Here is a 25,300-nt window from a genome sequence, read left to right as displayed (position 1 = left end):
AATAGACGCTTGCGTATGGATCGGCGGGTTTCAACCATGGAAAGTCTCACTGCAGCCGTCTTGACTGAAGGCATGACAACGACACCGCACACCCTCGTCCTCACCGGAACCGGCAAGGTCGGCAGCCGCGTCCTCGCCCGTCTCGCCGCCGCAAACGTGCCCGCCCGGAGCGGTTCGCGCTCCGGCACGCCCCCGTTCGACTGGGCGAACAGGGACACTTGGCGCCCGGCCCTGGACGGAATCACCTCGGTGTACATCGCCTACTACCCGGATCTCGCGGTGCCGGGAGCGGCGGAGGTAGTCGAGGAGTTCGCGGGCCTGGCCGTCGCGAACGGCGCCCGGCGACTCGTCCTGCTCTCCGGTCGCGGCGAAACCGAGGCGGAACGCAGCGAACTCGCGATCCGCAAGGCGGGAGCCGAGTGGACGATCCTGCGGTCCAGTTGGTTCAGCCAGAATTTCAGCGAAAGTTTCATGCTCGACTCGTTGCTCGCCGGCGACCTCGCGCTGCCCGTCGACGGGCACGTGCTCGAGCCCTTCGTCGACGCGGACGATCTCGCCGAGATCGCCGTCGCGGCACTGACCGGGGACGGCCACGCCGGCGAACTGTACGAACTGACCGGACCGCGGTTGCTGTCCTTCGGTGACGCCGTCGCCGAGATCTCGGACGCATCGGGTCGCGAAATCCGATACACACCAGTGCCTTCGGAAGAGTATTCGACGGCGCTGACCGAACGGGGGGTACCGTCCGACGCGATCGGCCTGCTCGCCTACCTGTTCGACGAGGTGCTGGACGGGCGCAATGCCTCGCTCACCGACGGGGTGGAACGCGCACTGGGCCGGGCGCCCCGCGACTTCACCGAGTACGTCCGCGCCGCAGCGGCGGCCGGGGCCTGGAGGGTGTGATCATGGAGCGCTATCTGACGATCGTCACGGCGGTGGGCGCCGGAGTGGTGGGCGGCGTGATGTTTGCGTTCTCCACGTTCATCATGACCGGGCTCGGACGCCTGGATCCGGCTCAGGGCATCTCGGCGATGCAGTCGATCAATCGTGAGGCCCCGAACTTCTGGTTCATGACGGCGCTGTTCGGTACCGCACTGACGTCGATCGCGCTCGTGATCGTCAGCGTGGTGCGGCACGACGGTTCGGCCGTGTACGCGGTGATCGCGTGCGCGCTGTATCTGGTGGGGATCGTCTTGACCATCGTCTACCACGTGCCGCACAACAACGCGCTGGACGCCATCGATCCCACCGCGGCCGGCTCGGCGGACTTCTGGCGCGACTACGTCTCGGGATGGACTGGGTGGAACCACGTGCGCACCGTCAGCGCCATCGCGGCGTCCGCGGTGCTCACGTGGTCCGCGACCCGTGGTTGACCTATGAGGGCGGCAGGATGTCGGTTTGTGCCGGGACCTCGTCCTGCTTCAGCAGGCCGACGGGGCAGCTGACGCCGGTGGCGTGCACGGGGCAGTACCCGCCGGGGTTCTTCGCGAGGTACTGCTGGTGGTAGTCCTCGGCGTAGTAGAACTGCGTGAGCGGGGCGATCTCCGTGGTGATCGCCCCGTATCCGGCTTCGGCGAGCCGCTTCTCGAAGGCCTCACCGGTGGCCTCGGCGATCTCCACCTGCTGTTCGTCGATCGTGTAGATGGCCGAACGGTACTGCGTTCCCTGGTCGTTGCCCTGCCGCATGCCCTGCGTGGGATCGTGGTTCTCCCAGAACTCCTTGAGGATCTCGGCGTACGAGATCACCTTCGGATCGAAGACCACGAGCACCACCTCGGTGTGCCCGGTGCGTCCCGAACAGGTCTCCTCGTACGTGGGATTCGGCGTGTAACCGCCGGCGTACCCCACCGCGGTGGTGTAGACGCCGTCCAGTTGCCAGAACTCCTTCTCGGCACCCCAGAAACATCCCATGCCCAGCACCGCGGTCTGCAGGCCCTCGGGGAACGGGGGTTTCAGGGGGTGGCCGTTGACGAAGTGCGTCGCCGGGACCGGGATCGGCTGACTACGTCCGGGGAGGGCGTCCTCGGCGGTGACCATCACGGACTTAGCGGCTGCTCGACCCAGAAGCTCGTCGTACCAAGACATGATTCGATGCTACGCGCGGTACCGGAGTGGTCTCACGGACGAGCGCCGACTGCGTGCGCATCCGCTCGGCGCGGGCGGTGACCCAGCCCGTCGCAGGTATCTCCACCCACCGGTAGAGCGCCTCCGACACCAGCGCCGTCACCACCAGAAACGCGATGACGGCACCGGTCTCACCGAACGAGCCGACCGTGTGCTCGTACACCCGGTACAGGATCAGGGTGTGGACGAGGTAGATCGCGTAACTGCGCGTCGCCGTCCACCGCACGACGGCCCAGTGCGCGGCGGGCCCGTCGTATCGGCCCACCAGCACGACACCCGCCGTGACGACGGCGAACGTCCACAGGTAGTGATCGCCCGCCCAGTACACCCGGAAGTCGGTAGCGAGGCGGATCACCTCGACCTGCGCCAGCCCGGCGACGACGATCCACCGGCAGTCCGCGAGCCGCGCCCAGCCGAGGTAGATGATCTGCCCGAGGAACACCGCGGGCAGCGTCGCGGCGATCTTCGACAGCATCGGGACCGTGTACGGCTGCGGCGCGTACAGGTTGTAGAGCAGGATCAGGGCGCAGATCGAGGCGCCGGCCATGGGCATCGCGATGGGTAGGGTGCGCAGAACGGGACGCGCGGCGACGCAGGCGAAGTAGAATAGGATCTGCACGGCGAGGGTCCACGTGACCCCGAGCACCGCGACCTCCGGTTTGAGGAAGAACCCGCCGAGCACGAAACTCAGCGCGGCGTCGACGTTGGACACACCGTCCTGGCCGCTGAACATGCCGTTGATGCCCAGGCGAACCAGCACGATCGCGGCGAGGACGGCCACCCAGAATGCGGGCAGAATGCGGCCGAGTCGATTGAACAGGAAATGTCCGGGCTCGTGGCGAATGGCCGAACGGGTGATGAGCAAACCGGTCAGCATCATGAAGACGGCGACCCCGAGAAACGACAAATGCTGGTTGAGTCCGCCCCGCTCGATGAATATCTGATAGACGACGTCGATGAACCACCATCCGGTTCCGAGGTCGTCGATCAGATAGAACGAGATGTGCGAGTAGATCACGGCCAGAACAGCGAAAAAGCGGAGCAGATTCGCGCCCGTGAGCTCCACACGCGGCGCGGCCGCATGCGAATCTGCAACAGGTGTCAGCGAAGGCATCGCGTCAGCTTAAGGTTCCGTTCACCGCTCGGACGAATTCTCACGACATTCAGTGTCGCCGCGCGAGGGTTTTTTCGGGTGCCCGAACTTTCTTTTCCGGGAATCACTCCGTGACCCCAACTGTTGCGCAGGGTGTACCAATGAGATTGGGTATATACCCGAGAACGATTCGCCACAGGCGGGTGTCAGGCGCGTGCCCACGCGCCGTCGGCACCCGGAACACACCAGGGCTCACAGCCCGTTGATGAAGGGACCCTCGTGTCTGTTTACACGCTGCCGGAACTCCCGTACGACTATGCAGCTCTCGAGCCGCACATCTCCGGCAAGATCATGGAACTGCACCACGACAAGCATCACGCCGCGTACGTGACCGGTGCCAACACGGCTCTCGACAAGCTCGCCGAGCTCCGCGAGTCCGACACCCTGCCTGCCGTGGTCAACCTGCACGAGAAGAACCTCGCCTTCCACTTGGGCGGCCACACCAACCACACCGTTTTCTGGAACAACCTCTCGCCGGACGGCGGCGACAAGCCGACCGGTGAGCTCGCGGCCGCGATCGACGACCAGTTCGGCGGCTTCGACGCGTTCCGCAACCACTTCTCGGCCAACGCCAACGCCATTCAGGGCTCCGGCTGGTCCATCCTGGCCTGGGACTCCATCGGCCAGCGCCTGCTCATCGTCCAGCTGTACGACCAGCAGGGCAACATCCCGATCGGCCTCACGCCGCTGCTGCTCCTGGACATGTGGGAGCACGCCTTCTACCTCGACTACCAGAACGTCAAGGGCGACTACGTCAAGGCTTTCTGGAACATCGTCAACTGGGCGGACGTCGCCGCTCGCTTCGAGAAGGCACGCACCCAGACCGCGGGCCTGATCGTCTAGTTCTCGCTTCTCGCAGCCACGGGCGCCCGGACATGTTCCGGGCGCCCGTGCTCGTTTCGGGACCGGAATCCCGTCCGATCAGGCCGAGCGTCCAATAGGCTTCACAAGTGACCGAGTCCAGCAATCCCGCCCGGGACGACACCGTCGTCCACGCCTTCCGCGACGACGCACTCGGCGACCTCGACGCCACCGGCCTCGCGGCCAGGATCGCCGCCGGCGAGGTGTCGGTCCGCGAGGTGACGGAGGCGGCGATCGCGCGCGCGGAGTCGGTCGGGCCCGCGCTGAACGCCCTGGCGTTCGCCGACTTCGACCGCGCGCTGACGGAGGCGGACCGCCCGCACGAGGGCCTCTTCGCGGGAGTGCCGACCGTCGTCAAGGACAACGTCGACGTCGCGGGCCAGCCCACCCAGCACGGCAGCGTCGCGTTCGCCGCGAAGCCGGCCCGGGCCGACAGCGACTTCGTCACGCAGTACCTGTCCACCGGGTTGCTCTCGCTGGGGAAGAGCCGGCTGCCGGAGTTCGGGTTCAGTGCGTCCACCGAGTTCATGGACGCCGAACCCGTGCACAATCCGTGGAATCTCGCGTACTCACCCGGAGCGTCGTCCGGTGGTTCGGCGGCGCTCGTCGCGTCGGGGGTGGTGCCGATCGCACACGCCAACGACGGTGGCGGATCCATCCGCATCCCCGCCGCCGCCTGCGGACTGGTCGGCCTGAAACCGTCCCGCGGACGGACGGTCCCCGACGCCATGGACAAGACGCTGCCGATCCGGATCATCGCGCAGGGCGCCGTCACCCGCTCGGTGCGGGACACCGCGCGGTGGATGGCGGCCGCCGAACGCTACTACCGCAATCCCGCGCTGCCGCCCATCCGGTTGGTCGAGGGGCCGAGCAGCACCCGTCTGAAGGTCGGGGTGGTGGTCGACTCGGTCACCGCATCCCGCACGGACGACGAAACCCGCAAGTCGGTCCACGCGACCGCCGATCTGCTGGCGGACCTCGGGCACCACGTCGAGGAGTGCCCGATGCCGGTGGGCACCTCGTTCGTCGAGGACTTCTGCATCTACTGGGGATTCCTGTCGTTCGTCATCTCCGGCAACGGCAAGCGGATGCTCGGACCGGACTTCGACCGCGACGCCACGGACAACCTGACCCGCGGACTCGCCGCGATGTACCGCAAGAACATCGCGAAGACGCCGCGGGTGCTGTACCGGTTGCGGCGCACGTACCGCGAGTACGCGCAGATCTTCCAGAAGTACGACGTGATCCTGTCCCCGACCCTGGCCCACACCACTCCCGAGCTCGGATATCTCTCGCCGGCACAGGGTTTCGAGGAACTGTTCGACAAACTGATCGCCTACACGGCGTTCACGCCGCTGAACAACGCATCGGGCGGGCCCGCCATCTCGCTGCCGATGCACGAGACGTCCCGCGGTCTTCCGCTGGCGTCGCACTTCTCGGCCGACCACGGCGACGAGCGGACCCTGCTCGAGTTGGCGTTCGAACTCGAGCAGGCCGCGCCGTGGCGTCGCATCCAGGACGCCGGCTGACGGTCAGGCCCTGCGCCGCAGTCCCATCCACACGACGGCGCCCGCGAGCAGCACCGTGGTGATCCCGAAGCCGACGGCGAGGTGCTCGGCGGTGAGGATCGGTGTCGGCGCGGACACGGTGCGACTCACCGCGACCGGTTCGGCGAGCACCGTCGCCAACTGGTTCTGCTGCGCCGCCGTCCGCACCGGCATCGCCGTGACCCCGTTGTTGAGGTCGGTGGACAGCTGCCCGGACAGCGTCTTCAGCTTCGCGAACCCGTCGACGATCTGCGAGGTGGCGCCCTCGAGCATCGCCGGCGCCTGATCGGCGATCGGGACGATGCCGTCGTTCAGTTGCCGTGCACCGCTGCTCAGCTGATTGCTGGCGTCGGTGAGTTGACCCATCGCTACGCGCACGAGTTCGCCGAGGTCGGTGTCGGGGCCGACCTGTCCGCCGAGCAGACCGGGCACCGAACCCAGCTGCGAGGAGAGCAGGTCCAGGTCGGCACCGACCTGCCGGAGCGACGGGACCACGTCCGGTGCAACGGGAGTGCCGTCGAGGACGCGGATCGCGTCGTCGATCCTGGTGCGCATCTGGGTGGCACTGTCGTTCGCCTCACCCAGGGTCAGCCCGAGCGCGCTCAGCCGGTCCGCAAGGTTGTTTGCAGTTCCCGTCGTCTCGCCGACCACGCCTGCCACCTGATCGGCCACATCCAGCAGTTGCACCGAGCCGGCTCGCGCCGTCTCGAGATACGGGAGAAGAGTGTCGGCGCCCTCGGTGAGTTGTTGCGCCGCATCGTCCGCCGCGGCGGTCCCGGCCGCGAGGAACCCGGCCGTCATTCCCGCCTGCTGGAACCGCGTCCGCGACGAGGACATATCCGCCAGCAGATCCGTGATGCCGTCCGCGCCGATCTGCGAGGACACCACCCCGGACAATTCCTCGGATGCCGCGGAGTCGGAACCCGCGACGTCGAGGTCGAGGGTCGCCTGCCGCGGCTTCGCGCCCCACACCGAGGAGACGGCCTCGCTGAAATCCTCCGGCACGGTCACCGTGGCGAACCAGTCGCCGCCCGCGGCGGCGCCCGCGTCGACCACCTGCCAGTCGAAGGCCTCGTTCGCCTCGAGCTTCTCGATCAGGGTGTCGCTCGCCCGCACCGGTTTTCCGTCGACCGTCGCGCCGGCGTCGGTGTTGACGATCGCCACCGTCCGGCTGTCCGCCGCGCCGTCGCCGAAGAACACGTATCCGAGCCCGCAGGCGGATACCAGCACCAGACCGGCCATGGCGGCCGCGGCGACCCGCCGCGGTGTGAGGACCTTTCGCGTCGACTCGGTTCGGGCGTGATTCGCGGAATTCCGTGCGCGCTCAGAGGTCATTCCGGTGAGGATAGGTGCCTTTCGTAGCGGCAGATTGTGACGATTCTGAGGATTCTCTGAGAGCTCTACCCGGCGGCGATCACGTCGTTCGCGGCGAGTCCGTCGGCGCGGGCCTGCAACCGCGCACGCAGGCTCCCGACCTCCGACGCGAGTTTCTCTTCGCTCAGCCCGTCGGATATCGGTACCGTCTGCGCGATCTCGTCGAGGATCTGGGTGGCCCGGCCGCTCCCGAACAGCTGGGCGTAGAGATCGCGGTAGGCGTCCTCGTACACGCTCGTGAACGCCTCCGAGGCCAGGAATCGTTCCTTCAGCGCGTTCCCGCCACGTCCGCCGCCGGGCATGTCACCGCCGGGCATCTCACCACCGGGCATGCCGCCGGGACCGCCTTCCTGTACGCCGCCGCCCGGTCTGGCACCGCCGCCCATCCCGATCGAGTCGTGCGGGCCCGCATCGGAGTTGCCGCTCAGCGCGAGGTTGAGATCCCAGGACACGACGGAGATCCTCTTCGTCCCCAGGTCGTACCAGAGGTAGTAGTTCTTGCCCGGGCCCGCCATGTCGTCGCTGTTGACCAGCAGATTCTGGGTGGCGACGTACCGGGCGAAGGATGCGACGTCCACCCGGTCGGCGAGTTCGGCATCGAACTGCTCGTCGGACGCACCGTCCAGCCATTTCAGAAAGGTGATGATCGGCTGCAGGTCCTGCGAGCCCTCGGCGTTGATCTGGGTGAACTGATCCGCATAGGTGGTCTGGTCGTCACCCTGATACGTGAAACTCGAGTTGGCATCGGCCTTGTAGAGGACGCCGTCACTGTCGAACAGCGAGTTCGCGTATCCCTCGTCGGGGTGCTCGAGCACGAGCCGGGTCTGCGTCGGCGACCCGTTCACCGAATACGTGGTGTAGGCGTACCGCTGGGTGGGCTGACCGGATTCGGCGGTCAGCGACAGTGCCACCGCCTCGTTCAGCACGGGCGAGCCCGGCCGGACCGACAGCTGCGTCATCCCCTGGTACGCCCGCCCCGACACGTACTTGTCGAAGCTGATCAGCAGTGGCAGCGACGCCGGGTCGTCGGCCGACAGCGTGACCATGCCGCCGCCGGCACCTCCGCCCGCAGGCGTCCCCATTCCCCCGTCCATTCCCGCGGGAGGTTCCCGCCCCTCCGGCATTCCGGGTTGCCCGCCGCCGGTCCCCCGAAGCCCCATCAGGGTGGAGTTGCCCTTCAGCCGCACCCCGACGTCGGTGACGAGGGTGCCGTCGATCGTGATGTCGGCGGTGATCCACTTCTTCTCGCCCTCGTCCCGGTAGGCGGCGATCATGTCGTCGTAGTCGGACTGCGAGTACTCGATGCTCACGTCGTGCGACGTCCCCGTGTCGAAGAAATCGACCGACCCGGCGACGTTCTCGGTGATGTCGGAGGCGATGACCGTTGCGTCGCCTGTGATGTACGGCCGCACCCGCGCCTGACCGAACACACCGACCGCTACCGCCACGAACGCGAGGAAGGCGGCGAGGATCTTCCAGTGCTGTCGGAGCGGAGTCGGCAGCCGGTGGACGAGTCTGCGGCGCATCAGATGTCGGTTTGGTCGTAACCGGTGAGGACGGTGACCCGCTGGCCCGTGTTGACCCCGCTGAGCGCCGAGATCAGTTCCGCCGGTTTCCTGCCCGGCTTCAGCCGCGCCGTGTAGTACAGCTCGGTGAGCGCGCCCGACCGCACCGACTCGGTGCTCACCAACTCGAACTCCTTGGTGTATTCGATCAGCACGTCCTCCACGAGGGCGGTGTATCCGGCCTCCGGCGGCACCTGCACCTTCACCACCTGACGCTGCACGTCCAGCTTGAACATGTCGAACCGGCTCATCAGGACCAGCACGAGGCAGATCGCGACCGTGGCGGCGATGGCGAGCACGTAGAACCGGGTGCCCGTCGTCATGCCGATCGCCATCACCAGGAAGATGAACCCGACGTCGCGGGTTTCCTTGATCGCGTTGCGGAATCGCACCACCGACAGCGCACCGACGAGCGCGAACGCGCGGGCGATGTTGGAACCGACCACCAGCATGATCAGAGTGATGACCATGCCGACCATCACGAGAGTCTGGACGTAGGACTGGCTGTACGAGACGTTCTTGTGCGTCAGGCGGTAGACGTATCCGATGATCGCCGACAGCACGAACGACAGCGCGAGCGAGACGGCGATGTCGAACGTCGAGAACGTTCCGCTGAGATCCTGGAGATCGAAATTCATGACGGGGTTCCTGTTTTCGCGAGGGTACGGCCGTGGTCGGCCGGGGACGGGAAGAGCTCGTCGGGCACGTGCAGACAGGATCGGGGAGCGAGCCCGAAGGCCTCCACGCTCTGGCAGTACTTCGAGACCCGGACCACCGACATGTCCAGTCGCGCGGTGAGATCGGTGACCCAGTAGGGCACCCGCTCGTTGGCCTTGATCTCGACGATGCACAGGTGCGGCGGAATGATGAAGCGGTTCTCGGCCGGTGCCGCGAAGTGGAAGTCGCGGTCGCGCCCGTGCACCCGGTGGTCGATCGTGACGCGCAGCCCCAGATCGGCGTCCGTGCCCACGAACGCTTCCCGGAGGTACCCCGTGGTGACAGTCGGGCACAGGTCGAGGTTGCCGACGAGCATCGTGACCTCGTTCACGAAGGGCCGGGCGGACTCGTCGTGGTCGATCGGCCGACGGGCGTTGCACAGCCGCATCGCATCCGAGTACGGCAGCTTGATCCGGCGTTTCTGGGTGACCCGGTTGACCCGCTGTTTGATCTCCACGTAGACGGGGGTCTCGGCGGTGGCCTCCGCGGGCGGACCGTACAGCCGCACCCGCAGTTTGCGGCGGAACTTCAGGCCCTCGATCTTCTCCCAGTAGAAGCGCAGATTCTGGGTGTCGTAGTAGAGACTCGTCACGGGGTAGCCGCCCACCGGCGAGAATTCGTCGGACGCCATGTGCGCGGAGAGTGCCGCGCGGAGGCGGGCGACGTTCGACTCCTGGGCGAGGTACTTGATCTCGTAGCGGTTGAACGCATGCAGCGCGCTGGCAGTCTTCAGGTATCCGGATGCTTCCGGTTCGGGCGCGGACGGTCCCATACTTTCGGCCTTTCGTCGGTGGACTCTCCCACCTCAACCGCCGCGCCTCGAGTAAACCTGCAGTAAAGCTGGCAGTTTTCTGTACGCCGAACCGTCAGATGCCGTTCATCCGTGAGCGTATTTGCGTTCACCAGGGACGATTAGCACTCACATGCTCTTGTGTGCCAGGCATTGTCGGGCGCATCCTTCAAGTACCCAACGAGGTGTGCAGAACCAGGCGTGTTCGCAGCGTGTCATCACACCGAGGAGGCAGAGATGAACAGGGACGGCTACATCGGCATCTCGCCCTTCCAGGCCGCGGGTACTTTGCGGGGATTCGTCATTTCCGGGCGCTGGCCCGACACCACCAAGGAATGGGCTCAGCTCCTGGCGCTCGCCGTGCGGGTGGCGTGCGTTCCGGGATTGCTCCACACCACCACGGTCTTCGGCGCGCACGAGGACCTGCCCGAGGAACCCGAGCCCGAGACGGTCGGCCTGGTGGTGGCCGAGGGCACCGTCCTCGGGGAGTTCGCGCTCGCTCCGGGCCGGTTCGCGGATCATCAGCCGCCGGCGCTGATGATGCTGCACCCACCGTCCGAGACCACGCCGTCGCTCCCCGAGTGCGCGGGCGCGGCCTCGGGGTGCGTCCTGCTGCCGGGACTTCCCCATCTCGGGCTCGAGCACCGGGCGGCGTGGGTGGAGGCGGAGGCGGACGGGACGGTGACGTCCATGGTCAGCCGGGTCGGCATCGACCCGATCAGCGATCCCGACACCGCCGTTTTGGCCATGCTGCTGGCCTCGTGAGGGATACCGAAATTTTCGCGGTCGGTGCCCCAAACTTACTGCTGCCTTTGCCTTTTCGAATAGGTCACGCTAACGTTACGGGCATCGAAGGGGAGTAGCCCCCAATCGCCTGTGTCGACATACTGGCTCGTTGCGTCACCGCACCGGACCCGGCCTGGCGAACCGTCACCGAATCCGGTGCCGGTGGGCGAGACCTTCGGCCGGGCAGACGCACCCGCGTTTGCCAGGCCGGAGGAATCCACCTGTCATCCTCCGACCGACCGCCTGGAGGAGGATGCTCGTGCTTACCGCCGCTCTGCTGAGTTTCGGTGTGATCTTCGTCGCCGAACTGGGCGACAAGTCTCAGCTGATGGCGATGACGTTCGCCCTGCGCTACCGCTGGTGGGTCGTGATCGCCGGCATCACCGTCGCCACCACCGTGGTCCATCTGGTGTCCGTGGCCGTCGGCCACTACCTCGGCGTCGCGCTCCCGACCGCGGCGATCAGCATCGTCGGCGGCCTCGCCTTCCTGATCTTCGGCGCCTGGACCCTGCGCGGCGACAACCTCAGCGAAGACGAGCAACTCAAGGCGGGCCGCGCCGCCCGCTCCGCGTTCCTGGCCGTCACCTCCGCGTTCTTCCTCGCCGAACTCGGCGACAAGACCATGCTCGCCACCATCACCCTCGCCACCGACCACGACACGATCGGCGTGTGGATCGGCTCGACGGTCGGCATGGTGGCGGCCGACGCCCTGGCCATCGTGGTCGGCGCCGTGCTGGGCAAGCACCTCCCCGAGAGCGTCATCCGCGTCGGCGCGGCAGTGCTGTTCTTCGCATTCGGCGTCTGGTTGCTGCTCGAGGGTCTGCTGCCCGGCAACCCCGCGGGCCCGATCGCCGGCGCCGCCGTGGTCGTGCTGGCACTGGCCGGCGCCGCGGTCCGCGCTGCCTGGTCACGACGGCGCGGCGTTCCCGCGGAGACCGCGCCGATGCAGCACCAGCGCTGAATCACGGTCGACAAAGGCGCGCGCCGGGGCAATACTCGAAAGCCCTGGAGTACCTCGCAGTTCTGTACGGACGAGAGGGCGTGCGTGAACAATCCCGTAGCGAGCGGCAAGCCGGCGATTCTCACCGTCGACGACGACCCAGGGGTGTCCCGCGCCGTCGCCCGCGACCTCCGGCGCCGCTACGGCGAGCGGTACCGCATCATTCGCGCCGAATCCGGCGAGTCCGCCCTCGATGCGATGAAGCAGATGAAGCTGCGGGGCGATCCCGTCGCCGCGATCCTCGCCGACTACCGCATGCCGGCGATGAGCGGCATCGAGTTCCTCGAGAAGGCCATGGATCTGTACCCGCTGGCGCGGCGCGTGCTGCTCACCGCATACGCCGACACAGATGCGGCCATCGAGGCGATCAACGTCATCGACCTCGACCACTACCTGCTCAAACCGTGGGATCCGCCCGAGGAGAAGCTGTACCCGGTGGTCGACGCACTGCTCGAGGCGTGGGCGTCGTCCGATCACCACCCCGCCGAGGAGACGAAGGTCGTGGGCCACCGCTGGGCGCCGCGGTCGTCGGAGGTGCGCGAGTTCCTGGCCCGCAACCAGCTGTCGTACCGCTGGTACATGTCGGACGAGCCGGAGGGCGGGCGGTTGCTCAGCGCCGCCGGGGAGGACGGCCGCCGCCTGCCGGTGGTGATCTGCGCCGACGGCGAATGCCTCGTCGAGCCGTCCGACACCGAACTCGGCAGGCGTCTCGGTCTCCGGACCGACCCGTCGGAGAACTTCTACGACCTCGTGGTCGTCGGCGGCGGACCGGCCGGTCTCGGCGCCGCCGTGTACGGCGCCTCGGAGGGACTGCGCACCGCGCTGATCGAGCGGACGGCGACCGGTGGGCAGGCAGGTCAGAGCTCACGGATCGAGAACTATCTCGGATTCCCCGACGGCGTGTCCGGCGCGCAGCTGGCCGAGCGGGCCCGCAGACAGGCAACCCGGTTCGGGGCGGAACTGATCACCACCCGCGACGTCGTGGCCCTCGAGGTCAACGGGTCGGCGCGCACCGTCCGGTTCGCAGACGGCGACACCATCGACGCGCACACGGTGATCCTGGCGACCGGCGTCTCCTACCGGCGTCATCCCGCGCCCGGAGTCGACGACCTCACCGGGCGCGGCGTCTACTACGGCTCCGCCGTCACCGAGGCCGCCCGCTGCACCGACCAGGACGTGTACATCGTCGGCGGGGCCAACTCCGCCGGGCAGGCCGCCGTCTACCTGTCGCGGGGCGCCCGATCCGTCACCATCGTGGTGCGGGCGCAGTCGCTCGAGGATTCGATGTCGTACTACCTCGTCCAGCAGATCGAACGGAACCCGCGCATCCACGTCCGGCCGTGCACCGAGGTGATCGGCGTCGAGGGCGAGGGCCACCTCGAGAAGGTCCGGCTGCGCAACAACGCGACCGGGGACGAGGACACCGTCGACGCCGGGTTCCTGTTCCTGTTCATCGGCGCCGCACCGCGCACCGAATGGCTCGACGGCGTCGTCGCGCGGGACGAGAACGGGTTCGTCGTGTCCGGGCCCGATCTGGTCGTCGACGGAAAGCCACCGAGCGGCTGGCCCCTCGACCGTCTCCCCCACCACCTCGAGACGAGCGTCCCGGGGATCTTCGCGGCAGGTGACGTGCGCTCCGAGTCGGCGAAGCGGGTGGCGTCGGCGGTCGGCGAAGGTGCCATGGCCGTGATGCTCGTCCACCGCTACATCGGCCAACCGTGATCGGGGTAGACCATGACCCACATCCCGTGCAAACCGCCCGAGCTGAGGACGCTGTTCCTGTTCGAGCACCTCACCGATCACCAACTCGAGCAGCTGTGCGAGAACGGTCACGTCGAGCTGATCGATCCCGGGCCGGTGTACGCGGAGGGTGAGATCGCGTCGTGCTTCTACGTGCTGATCGAGGGCGAGATCGTACTGAGCAAGCTGTCGGGCGGCGAGGAGATCGAGTTCAACCGGACGTCCCAGCGCGGCGTGTACGCCGGTGCCTGGCAGTCGTACCTCGGTGACCGCGCCCCCCAGACGTACACCGCGTCGATGCGGATCACCGCCCCGTCGAAGTTCTTCGTCCTCGACGCCGACCGGTTCGGACAGCTCATGCGCGAGTGGTTCCCGATGGCCGTGCACCTGCTGGAAGGGCTGTTCTTCGGCAACCAGAACGCGAAACAGGTCGTCGATCAGCGGGAGCGTCTCCTCGCGCTGGGTTCGCTGTCCGCGGGGCTCACCCACGAACTCAACAACCCGGCGGCGGCCGCGGTCCGGGCGACGGCGTCGCTGCGCGACCGGGTATCGCACATGCGGCAGAAGCTCGGCGTCATCGCGTCCGGTGTGTACGACCGGCAGGCGCTCGCCACGTTGATCCGGCTGCAGGAGGAGGCCGCCGAACAGGTGGCGAAGGCGCCGACGCTCACTCCCCTCGAGGCATCCGACCGCGAGGACGAACTCGGCGACTGGTTCGACGACCACGGCGTCTCGGGCGGCTGGGACCTGGCGCCCACGTTCGTGCAGGCCGGACTCGACGTGCCGTGGCTCGAGCGGATCGCGGCCTCCGTCGACGACGAGTCGATGGTCGAGAGCGCGATCCGCTGGCTCAACTACACCCTCGAGACCGAACTGCTGATGAACGAGATCGCCGACTCCACCGCCCGCGTCTCCACGCTGGTGAACGCCGCCAAGCAGTACTCGCAGATGGACCGCGCCCCCTACCAGCGCGTCGACCTGCGCGAACTCCTCGACAGCTCGCTGGTGATGCTCGGCCGCAAGATCGGCGACTCGGTCACGGTGGTGAAGGAGTACGACCCCTCGCTGCCGCAGATCCCCGCGTACGCCGCCGAACTCAACCAGGTGTGGACCAACCTCATCGACAACGCCGTCGCCGCGATGGACGGCCGCGGCACCCTCACCGTCCGCACGCGGCGCGACGGCGACATGGCCCTCATCGAGATCGGCGACACCGGCCCCGGCGTGCCCGAAGAAATCCGGTCGCGCATCTTCGAACCGTTCTTCACCACGAAACCCGTGGGCGAGGGAACCGGGCTCGGCCTCGACATCTCCTGGCGCATCGTCGTCAAGAAGCACCGCGGCGACCTACGCGTGGAGTCCGAACCGGGCGACACCCGGTTCCAGGTCCGCATTCCGATCGAACCCGAAGTCGTATCAGCAGAAGGAGTCTCAGATGGGTGAGCTGGACGGAATCGACCCGAGCGTCCCGCCGAGTGGGGAGGGCTGCGCCGACTGCGACTCCGCCGGTGGGTGGTGGGTGCACCTGCGCCGCTGCGCGCAGTGCGGGCACATCGGCTGCTGCGACTCGTCACCGGCCCAGCACGCCACCAAGCACGCCGCCCACACCGGGCACCCCGTGGTGCGCAGCTTCGAACCGGGTGAGGTCTGGTTCTGGAACTACGCCACCGAAACCGCATTCGAAGGCCCCGAACTCTCCCCGCCGCAACATCATCCGGTCGATCAGACCGTCCCCGGCCCCGCCGACCGCGTGCCGCCGGACTGGCAGGCGAAGATTCACTGAAACCCACGAGGGTGCGCTCGTCGAGTGCGCAGAACTGCAGCCCCCCACTCGACATTCCCCTGCAGAACTGCGCATTCAGAGTTGCCCGAGGCGGTGTGCCGTCTCCGCGTCCTGCTCGTCGTACCGCGCCAGCGCCGCTTCGAAATTCGCCTTCTGCTCCAGGGCGTAGCGTTCGTGCGCCGTGAACGTCCCCACCGCCGAATTCTCGTCCGCGACGCCCGGGCCGCCGATCGCCGTCGCCCGGAACCGCGCGGCCAATTCCGCCGCCGACCGCAGATGGGTCTCGCCGAGACCGAAACTCTCGGGCGCGAGTTCGCGCCGCGCCCGCTCCCGCAGATGCTGCATGTCCGCCGCCAGCACGTCGCACGCGGCAATGCACCGCACCAACGCGGCCCGATCCACCTCGAGCTCGAGCCGATCCCCGGTCATCCGTCCCCCTACGGTCGTCCTCCGCGCGTCCCCTGATCGCGCGAGAGCACAACCTACCAAGACTCGTATCTCTCGACCGCTGCCGGCCGCCTTGCCGACGATATCTGCGACCTGCAGACAGCGTGGACGCATCAACTGGGCACATACCGCGCCACGCAGGGGTTACGCGAGGAACGCGTCAGATTCTCGACCTCGTCGGACTCACGGAGAGGGGGCTTGCGAGTACACAGGCGCTCGGCCGAGCCGGTCCGCGCCAGCGCTTCCCGACGGGCGCCGCCATTGAGCGCCACCGCCTCAACCTCCCCTCTGCCGTCACACCGCGCGGGCGTTATGGTGCAGGTCACCAGGGTCGGCCAATGGAGGTCGCCGGGAGAGAAGGATGCGAACTGTGGAAATTCAGGGAACCGCCGCACTGGTCACCGGAGCCGCCTCGGGACTCGGCGCCGCCACCGCCAAGCGTCTCGCCGACGCGGGAGCCACCGTGTTCGGACTGGACCTGCAGCAGTCCATCGAGCGCGCCGGCGACAACGTCCCCGACGGCGTGACCCTCCTCGCTACCGACGTCACCAGCGGCGACGAGGTCCAGGCCGCGATCGACAAGATCGTCGAGTCGGGGCTGCCGCTGCGCATCGTCGTCAACTGCGCCGGCGTGGGCTGGGCCGGCCGCATCCTGTCGAAGAAGGGCCCGCACGACCTCGAACTGTTCCGCACCGTCATCACCGTCAACCTGCTCGGCACGTTCAACGTCATGCGCCTCGCCGCGGACGCCATCGCCAAGACGGACACCGTCGACGAGTCCGGACAGCGCGGCGTCGTCATCAACACCGCCTCCGTCGCCGCATTCGAGGGCCAGATCGGCCAGATCGCCTACTCCGCGTCCAAGGGCGGTGTGCACGGCATGACCGTCCCCGCAGCCCGCGACCTCGCGCAGTTCGGCATCCGCGTGAACACCATCGCCCCCGGCATCATCGACACCCCGATGCTCGCCGGCGTCACCGACGAATACCGCCAGGGCCTCGAGGCCGGGGTCCCGTTCCCCTCGCGCCTCGGGCAGCCCGCCGAGTACGCGCAACTCGCTCAGATGATCGTCGAACACGACTACCTCAACGGTGAGACCATTCGTATGGACGGCGCTCTGCGCATGGCGCCGCGGTAGGCGGCTCCGCCGCCCGTGCGCCTTTCTGGTTGTTGCAGCTACCAAAAAGGCGCACAGGGCGCGAAGCGCCCCTAGGAGGGCTGACATGGGTTTCTACTCGGACCGGATCGTTCCGCGGCTCGTCAACGTCAGCTGCGGGGTGAAGTTCACCGAGCCGTCGCGGCGACGTGTCTGCGCCGGTCTGAAGGGACGGGTAATCGAGATCGGCTTCGGATCGGGACTCAACGTCCCCTTCTACCCGGCCGCCGTCGATTCGGTGAGCGCGGTCGAACCCGCCGACCTCGGCTGGAAGCTGGCAGGTAAGCGTCTGGCGGCGTCCACGACCCCGATCGAGAGGTCCGGCCTCGACGGCCAATCGCTCCCGTTCCCGGACAACAGTTTCGACACCGCGCTGTCCACCTGGACGATGTGCACCATCCCCGACGTCGACGCCGCACTGCGGGAGCTCCGGCGCGTCCTCAAGCCCGGCGGCACACTACATTTCGTCGAGCACGGCCTCGCCCCCGACCCGAATGTCCAGCGGTGGCAGCACCGACTCGAGCCGATCCAGAAGACGGTCGCCGGGGGTTGCCACCTCACCCGCGACATTCCCGCCCTGGTGACGAACGCCGGATTCGACGTCCGGGACCTGGACCGCTTCTACGAGAAGTCCACGCCGAAAATCGTCGGTGCCTTCTCCCTGGGGGTTGCGGCTTCGCCGCCCGTGCGTGCGTAAGGAGTCCCTGGACTCCTCAACCGCTCACGGGCGGCGGCGCCGCACGTCGTCGACGTAGAACAGGATGAGCGCGACGGTGAGGAGGCCGGCGGGGATCCAGGCGGCGGGTCCACCGAAGTAGCGGGTGGCGTACGCGCCGAGGACGGCGCCGCCGGCGAAGCTGCCGACGATGGCGGCGTACACCCGGGTGTGCTGGCGCGATTCGGGGACCTTCTCGATGTAGGCGGCATAGGCCGACTCGGTGAAGCGCATGAGGTTGCCGGTGGTGGCGACGGCGATGTACGACAGCGACCCGATGGTGCGGAACAGACCGAACTGCATGGCCGCGACGAAGGCGATGGAAACGGTGACCAGCGCGTTGGGGACGTCCGGGGGCACGAACCCGACCGCGGCGAGAACGAGGATCTGCGTGACCAGGGCAATCCGGATCGGGTGGTCGAAGACGCTGTGGGCGAGTTCGCCCTTGAGCAGATGCGCGAAGGCGACGCCGACGATGAACGCGAGGATCGGCCACAGGTGCGCACGCGCGGCGTGGAAGTGCCGCTCGGACAGGTCGATGGCCATGAGGATGACGTTGCCGGTCTGGGCGTTCGCGAAGACGCCGCCGCGGCTGATGTAGGTGTATGCGTCGAGGAAGCCACCCGCGGCGGTGAGGAGCAGCGCGAACCGCAGCGTCGTGGATGTCTTCGGCACCTCCACCTGACCACCCCTACCGTCTCGGGCCGTGTCTTGCAGCCTAGAGGTCGGAGGCGAGTGGGATCTCGTTCTCGGCCCGATCCGACATCCATTCGCGCAGCACTTTCGTGGCGATGACGTCGTCCTCGTTGTATTGCAGCAGTCGTTCGCGTTGGGTGAGGTCGGGTTCGCCGTCGTAGCCGACGGCTTCGCGGTACCAGCTCATCGATGCTTCGCCGCCGGCGTCGGCGTCGCGCCACCGGAATCCGGCGACGGGCGCGATCTTCTTGAGGCCCTTGCCGCCGGGGCAGATGAACTGGTCGCTGACGGCCTGGTAGATGTCGACCCACTGTGGGCTGTCGATGAATTCGCGGATCTCGGCTTCGGTGGGGATTCCGGGTGCCCCTGCGAATCGGCGGGCGGAGTCCAGCAACCACTTGTCCTCGGCGGACCGTGAATAGCAGTAGGCGGCGAAGGTTCTGCCACTCAGCGCCGCCGCTTCGCGCTCGGCCATGAGCCACGTCCAGAATTCCGCGAACGACCGCGCCTCGTCCTGGGTGGGCACCGGATCCCAGCTGACGAACGGCCGGTACGCCGACACCCCGTCCACGTTGAGCAGCGTCCCCCACAGGTAGGCGCCGTGTTCCTGGTAGCTCTCCATGTCGACGTCGACCTCGACGTCCGCGCGCGTCACCCGGATCTCGGGGAAGCGTCGCACCAGCGGCGCCCCCGCGAGCCAGGCCTTCGCAGTGACGACGGCGTCCTCGAACGCGCCGTGCGGCCAGTCCTCGAGGGGTTCGCGGTCCCACGCCGCGAGCTCGTCGATGGTGTGGCATCCCGCGTCGCGGAGCATGTCGGCGCGGGAACCGTTGGCCACCAGGCTCACGTCGTGAGTCTGTGTGAGCTGTTCCTCGCATCCGGGCCACCACGGGCACGAGCGACATTCGCCGATCCGGGACGGCACGGTCGCCGATTCCCCGCGGGCGACGGCGAGCCGGTCGGCGAAGCGTTTGTCGTAGTCGTCGAGGATGGTGGTGAGGTCGTGCACGTAGATGACGTCGGAGCCGTAGCCGATGGCACCGGCCACGAGTGCCGGGCTCGCCAGCCCGTGGCGCTCGAGCATCCGGTACACCTGCGCGACGCGCATCTGGTCCCGGACCTGGCTGCGCGGCTTCCGCGTCGAGTCCTCCTGCGGCTTCCACTCGAACAGTCCCGACGTCACCGCGCCGCGGCCGGGATCGGTGACCTTGTGGTTGACGACGATCACCGGGATGTACCCGCCGCGGTCCTCGTCGCGGAGCAGGATCTCGCAGCGCGCCTTCCGGCCGGACTCGCGGTCGAGCGGGAACACGGCTCCCCAGATGCGGTCCGCGCCCGCCTCGCATGCGGCGAGGGTGTCCTCGGCGCGCAGGCGCAGGCTCTGCTCGGCGTCGATATGCACCCACCGATCCGGTGCGTGCTCGGTCAGGATCCGGCGGACGTCCTCGCGCTTGGCGGCGGCGGCATCCTGACGTTGGCGAACGCCCGGGTCTTCCGGCGCGGCCGCGAGTTGTTCGGGGAACGCCGCGTCGAGGTGCACCCGGTGACGGCACCGCGTCAGGGCGCTGGCATCGATCACCGTCCCCGACACCTTTCCGGGAGAGGTGCCGGGTTCTGATTGCTGACCGATATGGGAACACACGATGACGAAGATTATGTGCTCCCCTAGGCTGATCCCGAAGCACCGGATGCAGTTGGTAGCGTGGGCTCCGCTGAAACACCAGGAAAAGGGGTCTTTTCGATGGGGTTGTTCAAGAAACGTAAGTCCCGAGCCACCCGCAAGGCGGAAGCCAAGGCACTCAAGCACAAGGCTGGGGTGGAGGCGAAGCTGAGCGCGCGGAACGAACGGAAGCGCGACAAGCAGGCCGCCGTTGCCGGGCGCAAGCTCGAGGCTGCCGAACTGAAGTCGCTGAAGAAGGTCGAGAAGGCTCAGATTTCTGCGTTGAAGGCACAGGAGAAGGCCGCCGCCCAGAAGGGTTTCACGGTCGCCGCCGTCCGCAAGTATCTCGGTGTCGCACGACTGCTGACACCGGTGCTGCTGCCGATCGCCTACCGCGCCGCCACCGTGGTGCGCGGCCGGATCGATGCCCGCCGCGCCGACCGGATGGGCGTCGACGTCGACCAGCTCGCCAACTTCACCGGGCACGGCGCCAAGCTCAGCGCCCGCATCGCCGGCGCCGAAAGCTCCACCACGGAGATCCTCGGGCAGAAGCCGGACGACGCGGAGACGCAGAAGTTCGCCGCCGCCATCCGCGACCGCCTCGCCGATCTCAACACCGCCGTCCGCGCGGCCGAGCAGATGCCGCAGGCCCGCCGCAAGGCCGCCCATCACGCCATCTCGTCCGAACTCGACGGAGTCGAAGCCGACCTCCTCGCCCGCCTCGGCGTGCGCTGAACCACCCGATCACCTCGATGTCCCCCACCCGCCCCGCCGCGACCGCCACCCTTCGGGGGTCGGCGGTCGGGGCGCTCGTCGCCGGTCTCGCGGTCGCGGCACACGGCATCGGCGGGGGCGGCCTTCCCGAATCGGCGGCTCTGACCCTGCTGCTCGTCACGTGCAGCGGTGTCGGCGCGGTCACCGCGCAGATGCCGGCACGCCTCCACGGACCGCTCGCGCTCGTGGGGGCCCTCGGCGCCGGCCAGGTGGCCGCGCACTTCGCGCTCACGCTCACCTCGCACGTGCACTCCGCGGTCCCCGCCGTGCCGATGCTCGCCGCGCACGCGGCCGCGACCGTGGTCTGTGCGCTGCTGATCGCGAACGCCGAGAGGCTGTACGGTCCCCTCGTCCACGTCTGGCGGGTGGTTCTGTGCGGCGAACCGCAGCCCGTTCCGGCGGCGTCGACGGCGCACGTCCCGGCCCGTCCCGCCAATCCCGTGGACGCCCTGCTGCGCACGAGCATTTCGCGTCGCGGCCCCCCGGTCCCGGTCTGATTCTCGCCTCTCCTCTCTTCAGACCTTCCAAAGGACCTTCGATGAATTCCCTCGTTTCCCGTGCCCTTTTCACGGCCGGTGCCGCCGGTGGCGCCATGCTTCTCGCGGCCGGTGTGGCCGCCGCCCACGTGACCGTCGTCGCCCCCGGCGCCGAGCAGGGCGGCTACTCCGTCCTGACGTTCCGCGTGCCCACCGAGTCCGAAACGGCGTCCACCACCAAGCTGACGGTCACGCTTCCCGACCTGAAGTCGGCCCGCACCACACCGCTGCCGGGATGGACGTCCGTCGTCGAGAAGGACCCGACGTCCCAGCTCGCGAAGTCCGTGACCTGGACCGCCGATCCCGGAGTCGGTGTCGCGCCCGGACAGTTCCAGCAGTTCGAGCTGTCCGCCGGACCCCTGCCGGAACAGGAAGACGTGTCGTTCCCGGCCACCCAGACGTACAGCGACGGGGAGGTCGTCAACTGGGATCAGGCGGAAGGACCCGACGGCGCAGAGCCCGACAAGCCGGCCCCCACCCTCGCCCTCGCCGCGGCGAGCGGTGAAGACCACAGCCACGACGCCGGCGGCGCCACGACGTCCGAGGAGACCGAGACGACGGCGTCCGGCACCGACGACACCGCCCGCTGGCTCGGCGGCATCGGCCTGGTTCTGGGCGCGCTCGGTGCGGCCCTCGGTCTCGGCGCGATGGTCCGGAGCCGTCGATCATGAGAAGACGCACCACCCTCACGTCGGTGAAGGTGATCGCGGTCGGGCTCCTGACGATGGTCGCGAGCATGCTCGGCGCCGGCACCGCTCTCGCCCACTCCGTCGTGATCAGCTCCACCCCCGAGAACGGCGCGGAGATCGCGTCCGGCCCGGAACGGGTCAGCGTCACGTTCAACGAGGCGCTGCAGGAATCGTTCGCGTCACTCACCGTGGTGGGCCCCGACGGCAACCTGTGGTCCAAGGGCGACCCGGTCGTCGAGGGACCCACGGTCAGCGCCGAACTCGGCGAGCTGGGACCGGCCGGCGTCTACACCGTCGCGTTTCGCGTGACCTCCGCCGACGGGCATCCGGTGAGCGGCACGCGCACGTTCACGCTCACCCAGGAGGGGTCGGGCACTCCGGGCGCCGCCGCCGACAGCTCCGGTGAATCCGGCAGCGGCGGAGTTCCGCTGTGGCCGTTCATCGTTGCCGGGGTGGTCGTGTTCGGCGGCGGACTGTGGTTCGCCCTCCGCAAGCCTCGCGGCGAGAACTGAGCGCGGTGGGTACGGCGCGACAGTCGTGGCTGCTGTTCGCCGTACCCACATCGCTCGTCGGGGTCGCCTGCGGCTGGGCGTTGGCGCAACCGGAAGGCCCGTCACCGTCGAGCGCTGTCCGGGCGCTGTGCCTCGTGCTCGGTTCGGCGGTCCTCGGGCTCGCCGCGCTGGGCTGGTGGAGTCGCGCGGACAGCCGTCCCCTCGTCCGGGACCAGCGACTGTGGCGGTTGTCGACCGCGATCGCCGGCGCGTGGATGCTCGCCGAGGCCGTGCTGCTGTCGATGACGGCGGCCGAGGCGGACGCCCTGGCGTTGTCGCAGTTGTCGGTCGGGCGGTTCGGCGCCTACGTGACCGAGATCAGCGCGGGACGCGTCGACCTCGCCGTTCTCGTGTGCACCGTCGCGGCCACCGGGTGGTCGGCGGTCGCGTTCCGCCGCCCCGACGCCCGGCTCCCCGTCCCGATGCTGGTGGTCGCGGCGCTCGCACTGGTGGCCCGGCCGATCACCGGCCACATGTCGCAGCAGGTTCTCGGCTCGGTCCTCGACGTCGTCCACGCGCTGGCCGCCGCCGTCTGGTTCGGGCTCCTCGCGGCGCTCGGCCTGATGCTCCGTTCGCGTGGAGACTGGTCGTCGTGGCTGCCGCGGTACTCGGTCGTCGCGTGGCGGTGCGTGTGGCTGTTGACCGCGACCGGGATCATCAACGCAGCCGTCCGGCTGGGCGGGATCACTCCCCTGTTCGACACCGGCTACGGCCGCATCGTGCTCGCCAAGGCGGTGGCGTTGGCGGCGCTGCTCGGGCTCGGTTGGTGGTGGCGGCGAACGTGGGTCGTCCAGGCCGCGGCGCACCGGGTCACTGCCGAAGAGTCCCTGCGGCGCGCGATCTTCGAGGTGGTGGTGATGGCGGTGCCGTTCGGTCTCGCCGCAGCCCTGGCCACCACCGGATGACCCGTGAGTACTTGGACGTCGGGCGGTTGATAAGTACTCACGGGCGGCGGAGCCGCAATACGAGCTTCCCCCGGCTTCGGCCCTTTTCGCCGGCACGCTGGGCGTCGGCGGCCTCGGTGAGCGGGAAGGTGCGGGCCGGCGGGAGGGTCAGCTTCCCGGCTACGGCGAGGGCGCCGAGCCGGCGCAGGGTCTCGGCGCTCCGGTCGCCGGCGTTGCCGGAGGAGAACGTGATTCCGAGACCGAACGCGGCACCGTCCGACAGCGTCACGATCCGGTCGGTGCCCCCGCGCAGGTCCATCGCCGCGTCGAGCCCGCCGAAGCCGAGGTCGAGGACGGCGTCGACCCCGTTCGGGGCGAGTTCGCGGACCCGGTCCGCCAGGCCCTCGCCGTACGTCGTGGGGGTCACGCCCAGTTCGCGCAGCGCGTCGTGGTGCTTTTCGCTGGCGGTGCCGATCACGCTGGCACCGGCGTCCACCGCCAGTTGCGCCGCAATCGTTCCCACCGCACCGGATGCTCCGTTCACGAGCAGCGTCTCACCGGACTTCAGCTTCAGGATCCGAAGTCCCCGAGTGGCGGCCTCGCCGGCGACGGGGATGGACGCCGCGTCCGTCCAGCTCAGCCCCTTCGGTTTCGGCACGACGATCGAGGCGAGCGCGTACTCGGCGTAGCCGCCGGTGTCGGACCAGCCGAACACCTCGTCGCCCACCAGCACGCCGGTCGCGTCGGGCCCGACCGCGTCGACGACGCCGGCGACCTCGCTGCCGGGGATCTTCGGGAACTGCACGGACATCACCTCGGCCATCGACCCCGACCGCAGCTTCCAGTCGATCGGGTTCACGCCGGCGGCCCGGATGGCGACTCTCACCTGGTTGCCGCTGGGCTCGGGCACCGGCACGGCGTGGGTCTCGAGCACCTCGGGACCGCCGTAGGACGAGTAGGAGACTGCCGTCATGGTCTGGTTCGAATTCGTCATGCCCTCAATCTCGTCCTCGGCGGTCCGTCGCGCCAGAAGTTCGGCTTGTTCGTCCTCAGAGCGCGGCGGCGGCCTTCTTCAGGTCGGCGACGAGGGCGTCGAATGCGTCGTCCCGGTCCTCCGACGGTCCTCGCAGCACGGCGGACGGTCCTCGCAGCACGGCGGACGGGTGGATCGTCGCGAAGACGTCCGGATCCACGTCGACGTCCACCTCGCCGTCGAGGTGTAGCAGCTCCCCGTGGTGTTCGGTGAGGCGGAACGACGGTCCGAGCAGTGCCTGCGCGGCGGTGGCGCCGAGGCACACGAGGACGTCGGGCTGCACGGCCGCCAGTTCGGCGATCAGCCATGGCCTGCACGCGACGATCTCGGTGCGATTCGGCTTCTTGTGGATTCGGCGCTTGCCGCGTTCGGCGGGAATGAATTTGAAGTGCTTGACCGCGTTGGTGACGTAGGTGAGGTCGCGGTCGATGTCCGCCGCGTCGAGCGCCTTGTTCAGGAGCTTGCCCGCCGGTCCGACGAACGGTTCGCCGGCGCGGTCCTCCTGATCGCCGGGTTGCTCGCCGACGAGCATCATCCGCGCGGATCGGCTGCCCGCGCCGAAGACGGTCTGCCCGGCGTCGCGGTACAGGTCACAGCCGCGGCACCCCTCCGCCGCGTGGGACAGCTTGTCGAGGTCCACGGTGTCCGGAACGAACGGTGCGGCCGAGGGTTTGGTGGCACGTGACATGTGGGCCGAGTACCCGTCGGGCGGAGCTTCA

27 protein-coding genes are annotated in these 25,300 nt (G+C 68.4%); 16 read left to right on the top strand and 11 right to left on the bottom strand.

The features are described from left to right. Positions 1-72 precede the first annotated feature (72 nt). Both ROP_RS19235 and ROP_RS19230 read left to right on the top strand, forming a co-directional pair. Entirely contained in the window at positions 73-903 is an 831-nt protein-coding gene (locus ROP_RS19235; RefSeq protein WP_012691079.1) for an NmrA family transcriptional regulator, read from the top strand. Between the two features lie 2 nt (positions 904-905). Beyond that, complete coding sequence (locus tag ROP_RS19230) at positions 906-1,373, top strand: DUF1772 domain-containing protein (RefSeq protein WP_043824983.1); 468 nt, start codon at positions 906-908, stop codon at positions 1,371-1,373. A gap of 1 nt (position 1,374) precedes the next feature. On the opposite strand, the gene msrA is transcribed toward ROP_RS19230, so the two are convergent. Both msrA and ROP_RS19220 read right to left on the bottom strand, forming a co-directional pair. Continuing rightward, entirely contained in the window at positions 1,375-2,085 is a 711-nt protein-coding gene (gene msrA, locus ROP_RS19225) for a peptide-methionine (S)-S-oxide reductase MsrA (protein WP_043824982.1), read from the bottom strand. Then, the gene (locus ROP_RS19220; RefSeq protein ID WP_012691076.1) at positions 2,045-3,238 is read right to left on the bottom strand and encodes an acyltransferase family protein; all 1,194 of its coding nucleotides are present in this window, start codon (positions 3,236-3,238) and stop codon (positions 2,045-2,047) included. Before ROP_RS19220 ends, msrA begins: the two co-directional genes overlap by 41 nt. Positions 3,239-3,496: 258 nt before the next feature. Here ROP_RS19220 and ROP_RS19215 point away from each other — a divergent pair, with 258 nt between their 5' ends. Both ROP_RS19215 and ROP_RS19210 read left to right on the top strand, forming a co-directional pair. Beyond that, on the top strand, positions 3,497-4,120 hold the full coding sequence (locus ROP_RS19215; RefSeq protein ID WP_012691075.1) for a superoxide dismutase: 624 nt from the start codon (positions 3,497-3,499) through the stop codon (positions 4,118-4,120). A gap of 107 nt (positions 4,121-4,227) precedes the next feature. After that, a complete protein-coding gene (locus ROP_RS19210; protein WP_012691074.1) occupies positions 4,228-5,667 on the top strand; it encodes an amidase in 1,440 nt (479 codons plus the stop codon). Between the two features lie 3 nt (positions 5,668-5,670). Here ROP_RS19210 and ROP_RS19205 read toward each other — a convergent pair whose 3' ends face one another. The 4 genes from ROP_RS19205 to ROP_RS19190 all read right to left on the bottom strand — a co-directional run bounded on the left by ROP_RS19205 (position 5,671) and on the right by ROP_RS19190 (position 10,113). Next, positions 5,671-7,020 (bottom strand): membrane protein, encoded by a 1,350-nt coding sequence (locus tag ROP_RS19205; protein ID WP_012691073.1) that lies wholly within the window; start codon positions 7,018-7,020, stop codon positions 5,671-5,673. Between the two features lie 65 nt (positions 7,021-7,085). Then, a complete protein-coding gene (locus ROP_RS19200) occupies positions 7,086-8,585 on the bottom strand; it encodes a CotH kinase family protein (RefSeq protein WP_012691072.1) in 1,500 nt (499 codons plus the stop codon). Next, positions 8,585-9,262: a DUF4956 domain-containing protein gene (locus tag ROP_RS19195; RefSeq protein ID WP_012691071.1), complete on the bottom strand. Its 678-nt coding sequence runs from the start codon at positions 9,260-9,262 to the stop codon at positions 8,585-8,587. Before ROP_RS19195 ends, ROP_RS19200 begins: the two co-directional genes overlap by 1 nt. Continuing rightward, on the bottom strand, positions 9,259-10,113 hold the full coding sequence (locus ROP_RS19190) for a polyphosphate polymerase domain-containing protein (RefSeq protein ID WP_012691070.1): 855 nt from the start codon (positions 10,111-10,113) through the stop codon (positions 9,259-9,261). The genes ROP_RS19195 and ROP_RS19190 overlap by 4 nt, the downstream gene beginning before the upstream one ends. A 255-nt stretch (positions 10,114-10,368) precedes the next feature. Here ROP_RS19190 and ROP_RS19185 point away from each other — a divergent pair, with 255 nt between their 5' ends. The 5 genes from ROP_RS19185 to ROP_RS19165 all read left to right on the top strand — a co-directional run bounded on the left by ROP_RS19185 (position 10,369) and on the right by ROP_RS19165 (position 15,440). After that, on the top strand, positions 10,369-10,896 hold the full coding sequence (locus ROP_RS19185) for a hypothetical protein (RefSeq protein WP_005248897.1): 528 nt from the start codon (positions 10,369-10,371) through the stop codon (positions 10,894-10,896). A 274-nt stretch (positions 10,897-11,170) separates the two neighbouring features. Next, the gene (locus tag ROP_RS19180) at positions 11,171-11,878 is read left to right on the top strand and encodes a TMEM165/GDT1 family protein (RefSeq protein ID WP_080512502.1); all 708 of its coding nucleotides are present in this window, start codon (positions 11,171-11,173) and stop codon (positions 11,876-11,878) included. Between the two features lie 84 nt (positions 11,879-11,962). Then, positions 11,963-13,639 (top strand): FAD-dependent oxidoreductase, encoded by a 1,677-nt coding sequence (locus ROP_RS19175; RefSeq protein WP_012691068.1) that lies wholly within the window; start codon positions 11,963-11,965, stop codon positions 13,637-13,639. A gap of 12 nt (positions 13,640-13,651) precedes the next feature. Next, positions 13,652-15,100 carry an ATP-binding protein gene (locus ROP_RS19170; RefSeq protein ID WP_012691067.1) on the top strand — a complete coding sequence of 483 codons (1,449 nt, stop codon included), beginning with the start codon at positions 13,652-13,654 and terminating at the stop codon, positions 15,098-15,100. Then, on the top strand, positions 15,093-15,440 hold the full coding sequence (locus ROP_RS19165) for a UBP-type zinc finger domain-containing protein (RefSeq protein WP_012691066.1): 348 nt from the start codon (positions 15,093-15,095) through the stop codon (positions 15,438-15,440). The genes ROP_RS19170 and ROP_RS19165 overlap by 8 nt, the downstream gene beginning before the upstream one ends. 75 nt (positions 15,441-15,515) lie before the next feature. Here the strand turns inward: ROP_RS19165 and ROP_RS19160 are convergent, their stop codons facing one another. Then, positions 15,516-15,869 (bottom strand): hypothetical protein, encoded by a 354-nt coding sequence (locus ROP_RS19160; RefSeq protein ID WP_012691065.1) that lies wholly within the window; start codon positions 15,867-15,869, stop codon positions 15,516-15,518. Positions 15,870-16,257: 388 nt separating this feature from the next. Between ROP_RS19160 and ROP_RS19155 the strand changes: the two genes are divergently transcribed. After that, a complete protein-coding gene (locus tag ROP_RS19155; RefSeq protein WP_012691064.1) occupies positions 16,258-17,025 on the top strand; it encodes an SDR family NAD(P)-dependent oxidoreductase in 768 nt (255 codons plus the stop codon). An 85-nt stretch (positions 17,026-17,110) separates the two neighbouring features. Next, positions 17,111-17,740 carry a class I SAM-dependent methyltransferase gene (locus ROP_RS19150; RefSeq protein WP_012691063.1) on the top strand — a complete coding sequence of 210 codons (630 nt, stop codon included), beginning with the start codon at positions 17,111-17,113 and terminating at the stop codon, positions 17,738-17,740. Positions 17,741-17,764: 24 nt separating this feature from the next. On the opposite strand, the gene ROP_RS19145 is transcribed toward ROP_RS19150, so the two are convergent. Together ROP_RS19145 and ROP_RS19140 are read right to left on the bottom strand one after the other, a co-directional pair. After that, a complete protein-coding gene (locus ROP_RS19145) occupies positions 17,765-18,439 on the bottom strand; it encodes a YoaK family protein (RefSeq protein WP_012691062.1) in 675 nt (224 codons plus the stop codon). A 37-nt stretch (positions 18,440-18,476) separates the two neighbouring features. Next, positions 18,477-20,033: a TM0106 family RecB-like putative nuclease gene (locus ROP_RS19140; RefSeq protein WP_043824978.1), complete on the bottom strand. Its 1,557-nt coding sequence runs from the start codon at positions 20,031-20,033 to the stop codon at positions 18,477-18,479. Between the two features lie 162 nt (positions 20,034-20,195). On the opposite strand from ROP_RS19140, the gene ROP_RS19135 reads away from it, so the two are divergent. The 5 genes from ROP_RS19135 to ROP_RS19115 are packed head-to-tail and all read left to right on the top strand — an operon-like array spanning position 20,196 to position 23,569. Beyond that, positions 20,196-20,849 carry a DUF6474 family protein gene (locus ROP_RS19135; RefSeq protein ID WP_012691060.1) on the top strand — a complete coding sequence of 218 codons (654 nt, stop codon included), beginning with the start codon at positions 20,196-20,198 and terminating at the stop codon, positions 20,847-20,849. A 17-nt stretch (positions 20,850-20,866) separates the two neighbouring features. Next, positions 20,867-21,385 (top strand): hypothetical protein, encoded by a 519-nt coding sequence (locus ROP_RS19130; RefSeq protein WP_012691059.1) that lies wholly within the window; start codon positions 20,867-20,869, stop codon positions 21,383-21,385. A gap of 41 nt (positions 21,386-21,426) precedes the next feature. Beyond that, positions 21,427-22,095 (top strand): YcnI family copper-binding membrane protein, encoded by a 669-nt coding sequence (locus ROP_RS19125; RefSeq protein ID WP_012691058.1) that lies wholly within the window; start codon positions 21,427-21,429, stop codon positions 22,093-22,095. Continuing rightward, positions 22,092-22,625, top strand: a complete 534-nt coding sequence (locus tag ROP_RS19120) for a copper resistance CopC family protein (RefSeq protein ID WP_012691057.1) — start codon at positions 22,092-22,094, stop codon at positions 22,623-22,625. Before ROP_RS19125 ends, ROP_RS19120 begins: the two co-directional genes overlap by 4 nt. Before the next feature lie 5 nt (positions 22,626-22,630). Further along, positions 22,631-23,569 (top strand): CopD family protein, encoded by a 939-nt coding sequence (locus ROP_RS19115; protein ID WP_012691056.1) that lies wholly within the window; start codon positions 22,631-22,633, stop codon positions 23,567-23,569. A gap of 37 nt (positions 23,570-23,606) precedes the next feature. Here the strand turns inward: ROP_RS19115 and ROP_RS19110 are convergent, their stop codons facing one another. Both ROP_RS19110 and ROP_RS19105 read right to left on the bottom strand, forming a co-directional pair. Then, positions 23,607-24,521, bottom strand: coding sequence for an NADP-dependent oxidoreductase (locus ROP_RS19110; protein ID WP_012691055.1), 915 nt, complete (start codon positions 24,519-24,521; stop codon positions 23,607-23,609). Between the two features lie 76 nt (positions 24,522-24,597). Continuing rightward, positions 24,598-25,269, bottom strand: coding sequence for a UdgX family uracil-DNA binding protein (locus tag ROP_RS19105; protein WP_012691054.1), 672 nt, complete (start codon positions 25,267-25,269; stop codon positions 24,598-24,600). Positions 25,270-25,300: the final 31 nt, after the last annotated feature.

It is taken from the genome of Rhodococcus opacus B4, assembly GCF_000010805.1.
Lineage (GTDB): Bacteria > Actinomycetota > Actinomycetes > Mycobacteriales > Mycobacteriaceae > Rhodococcus_F > Rhodococcus_F opacus_C.
This window is presented reverse-complemented; position numbering and strand designations above follow the sequence as displayed.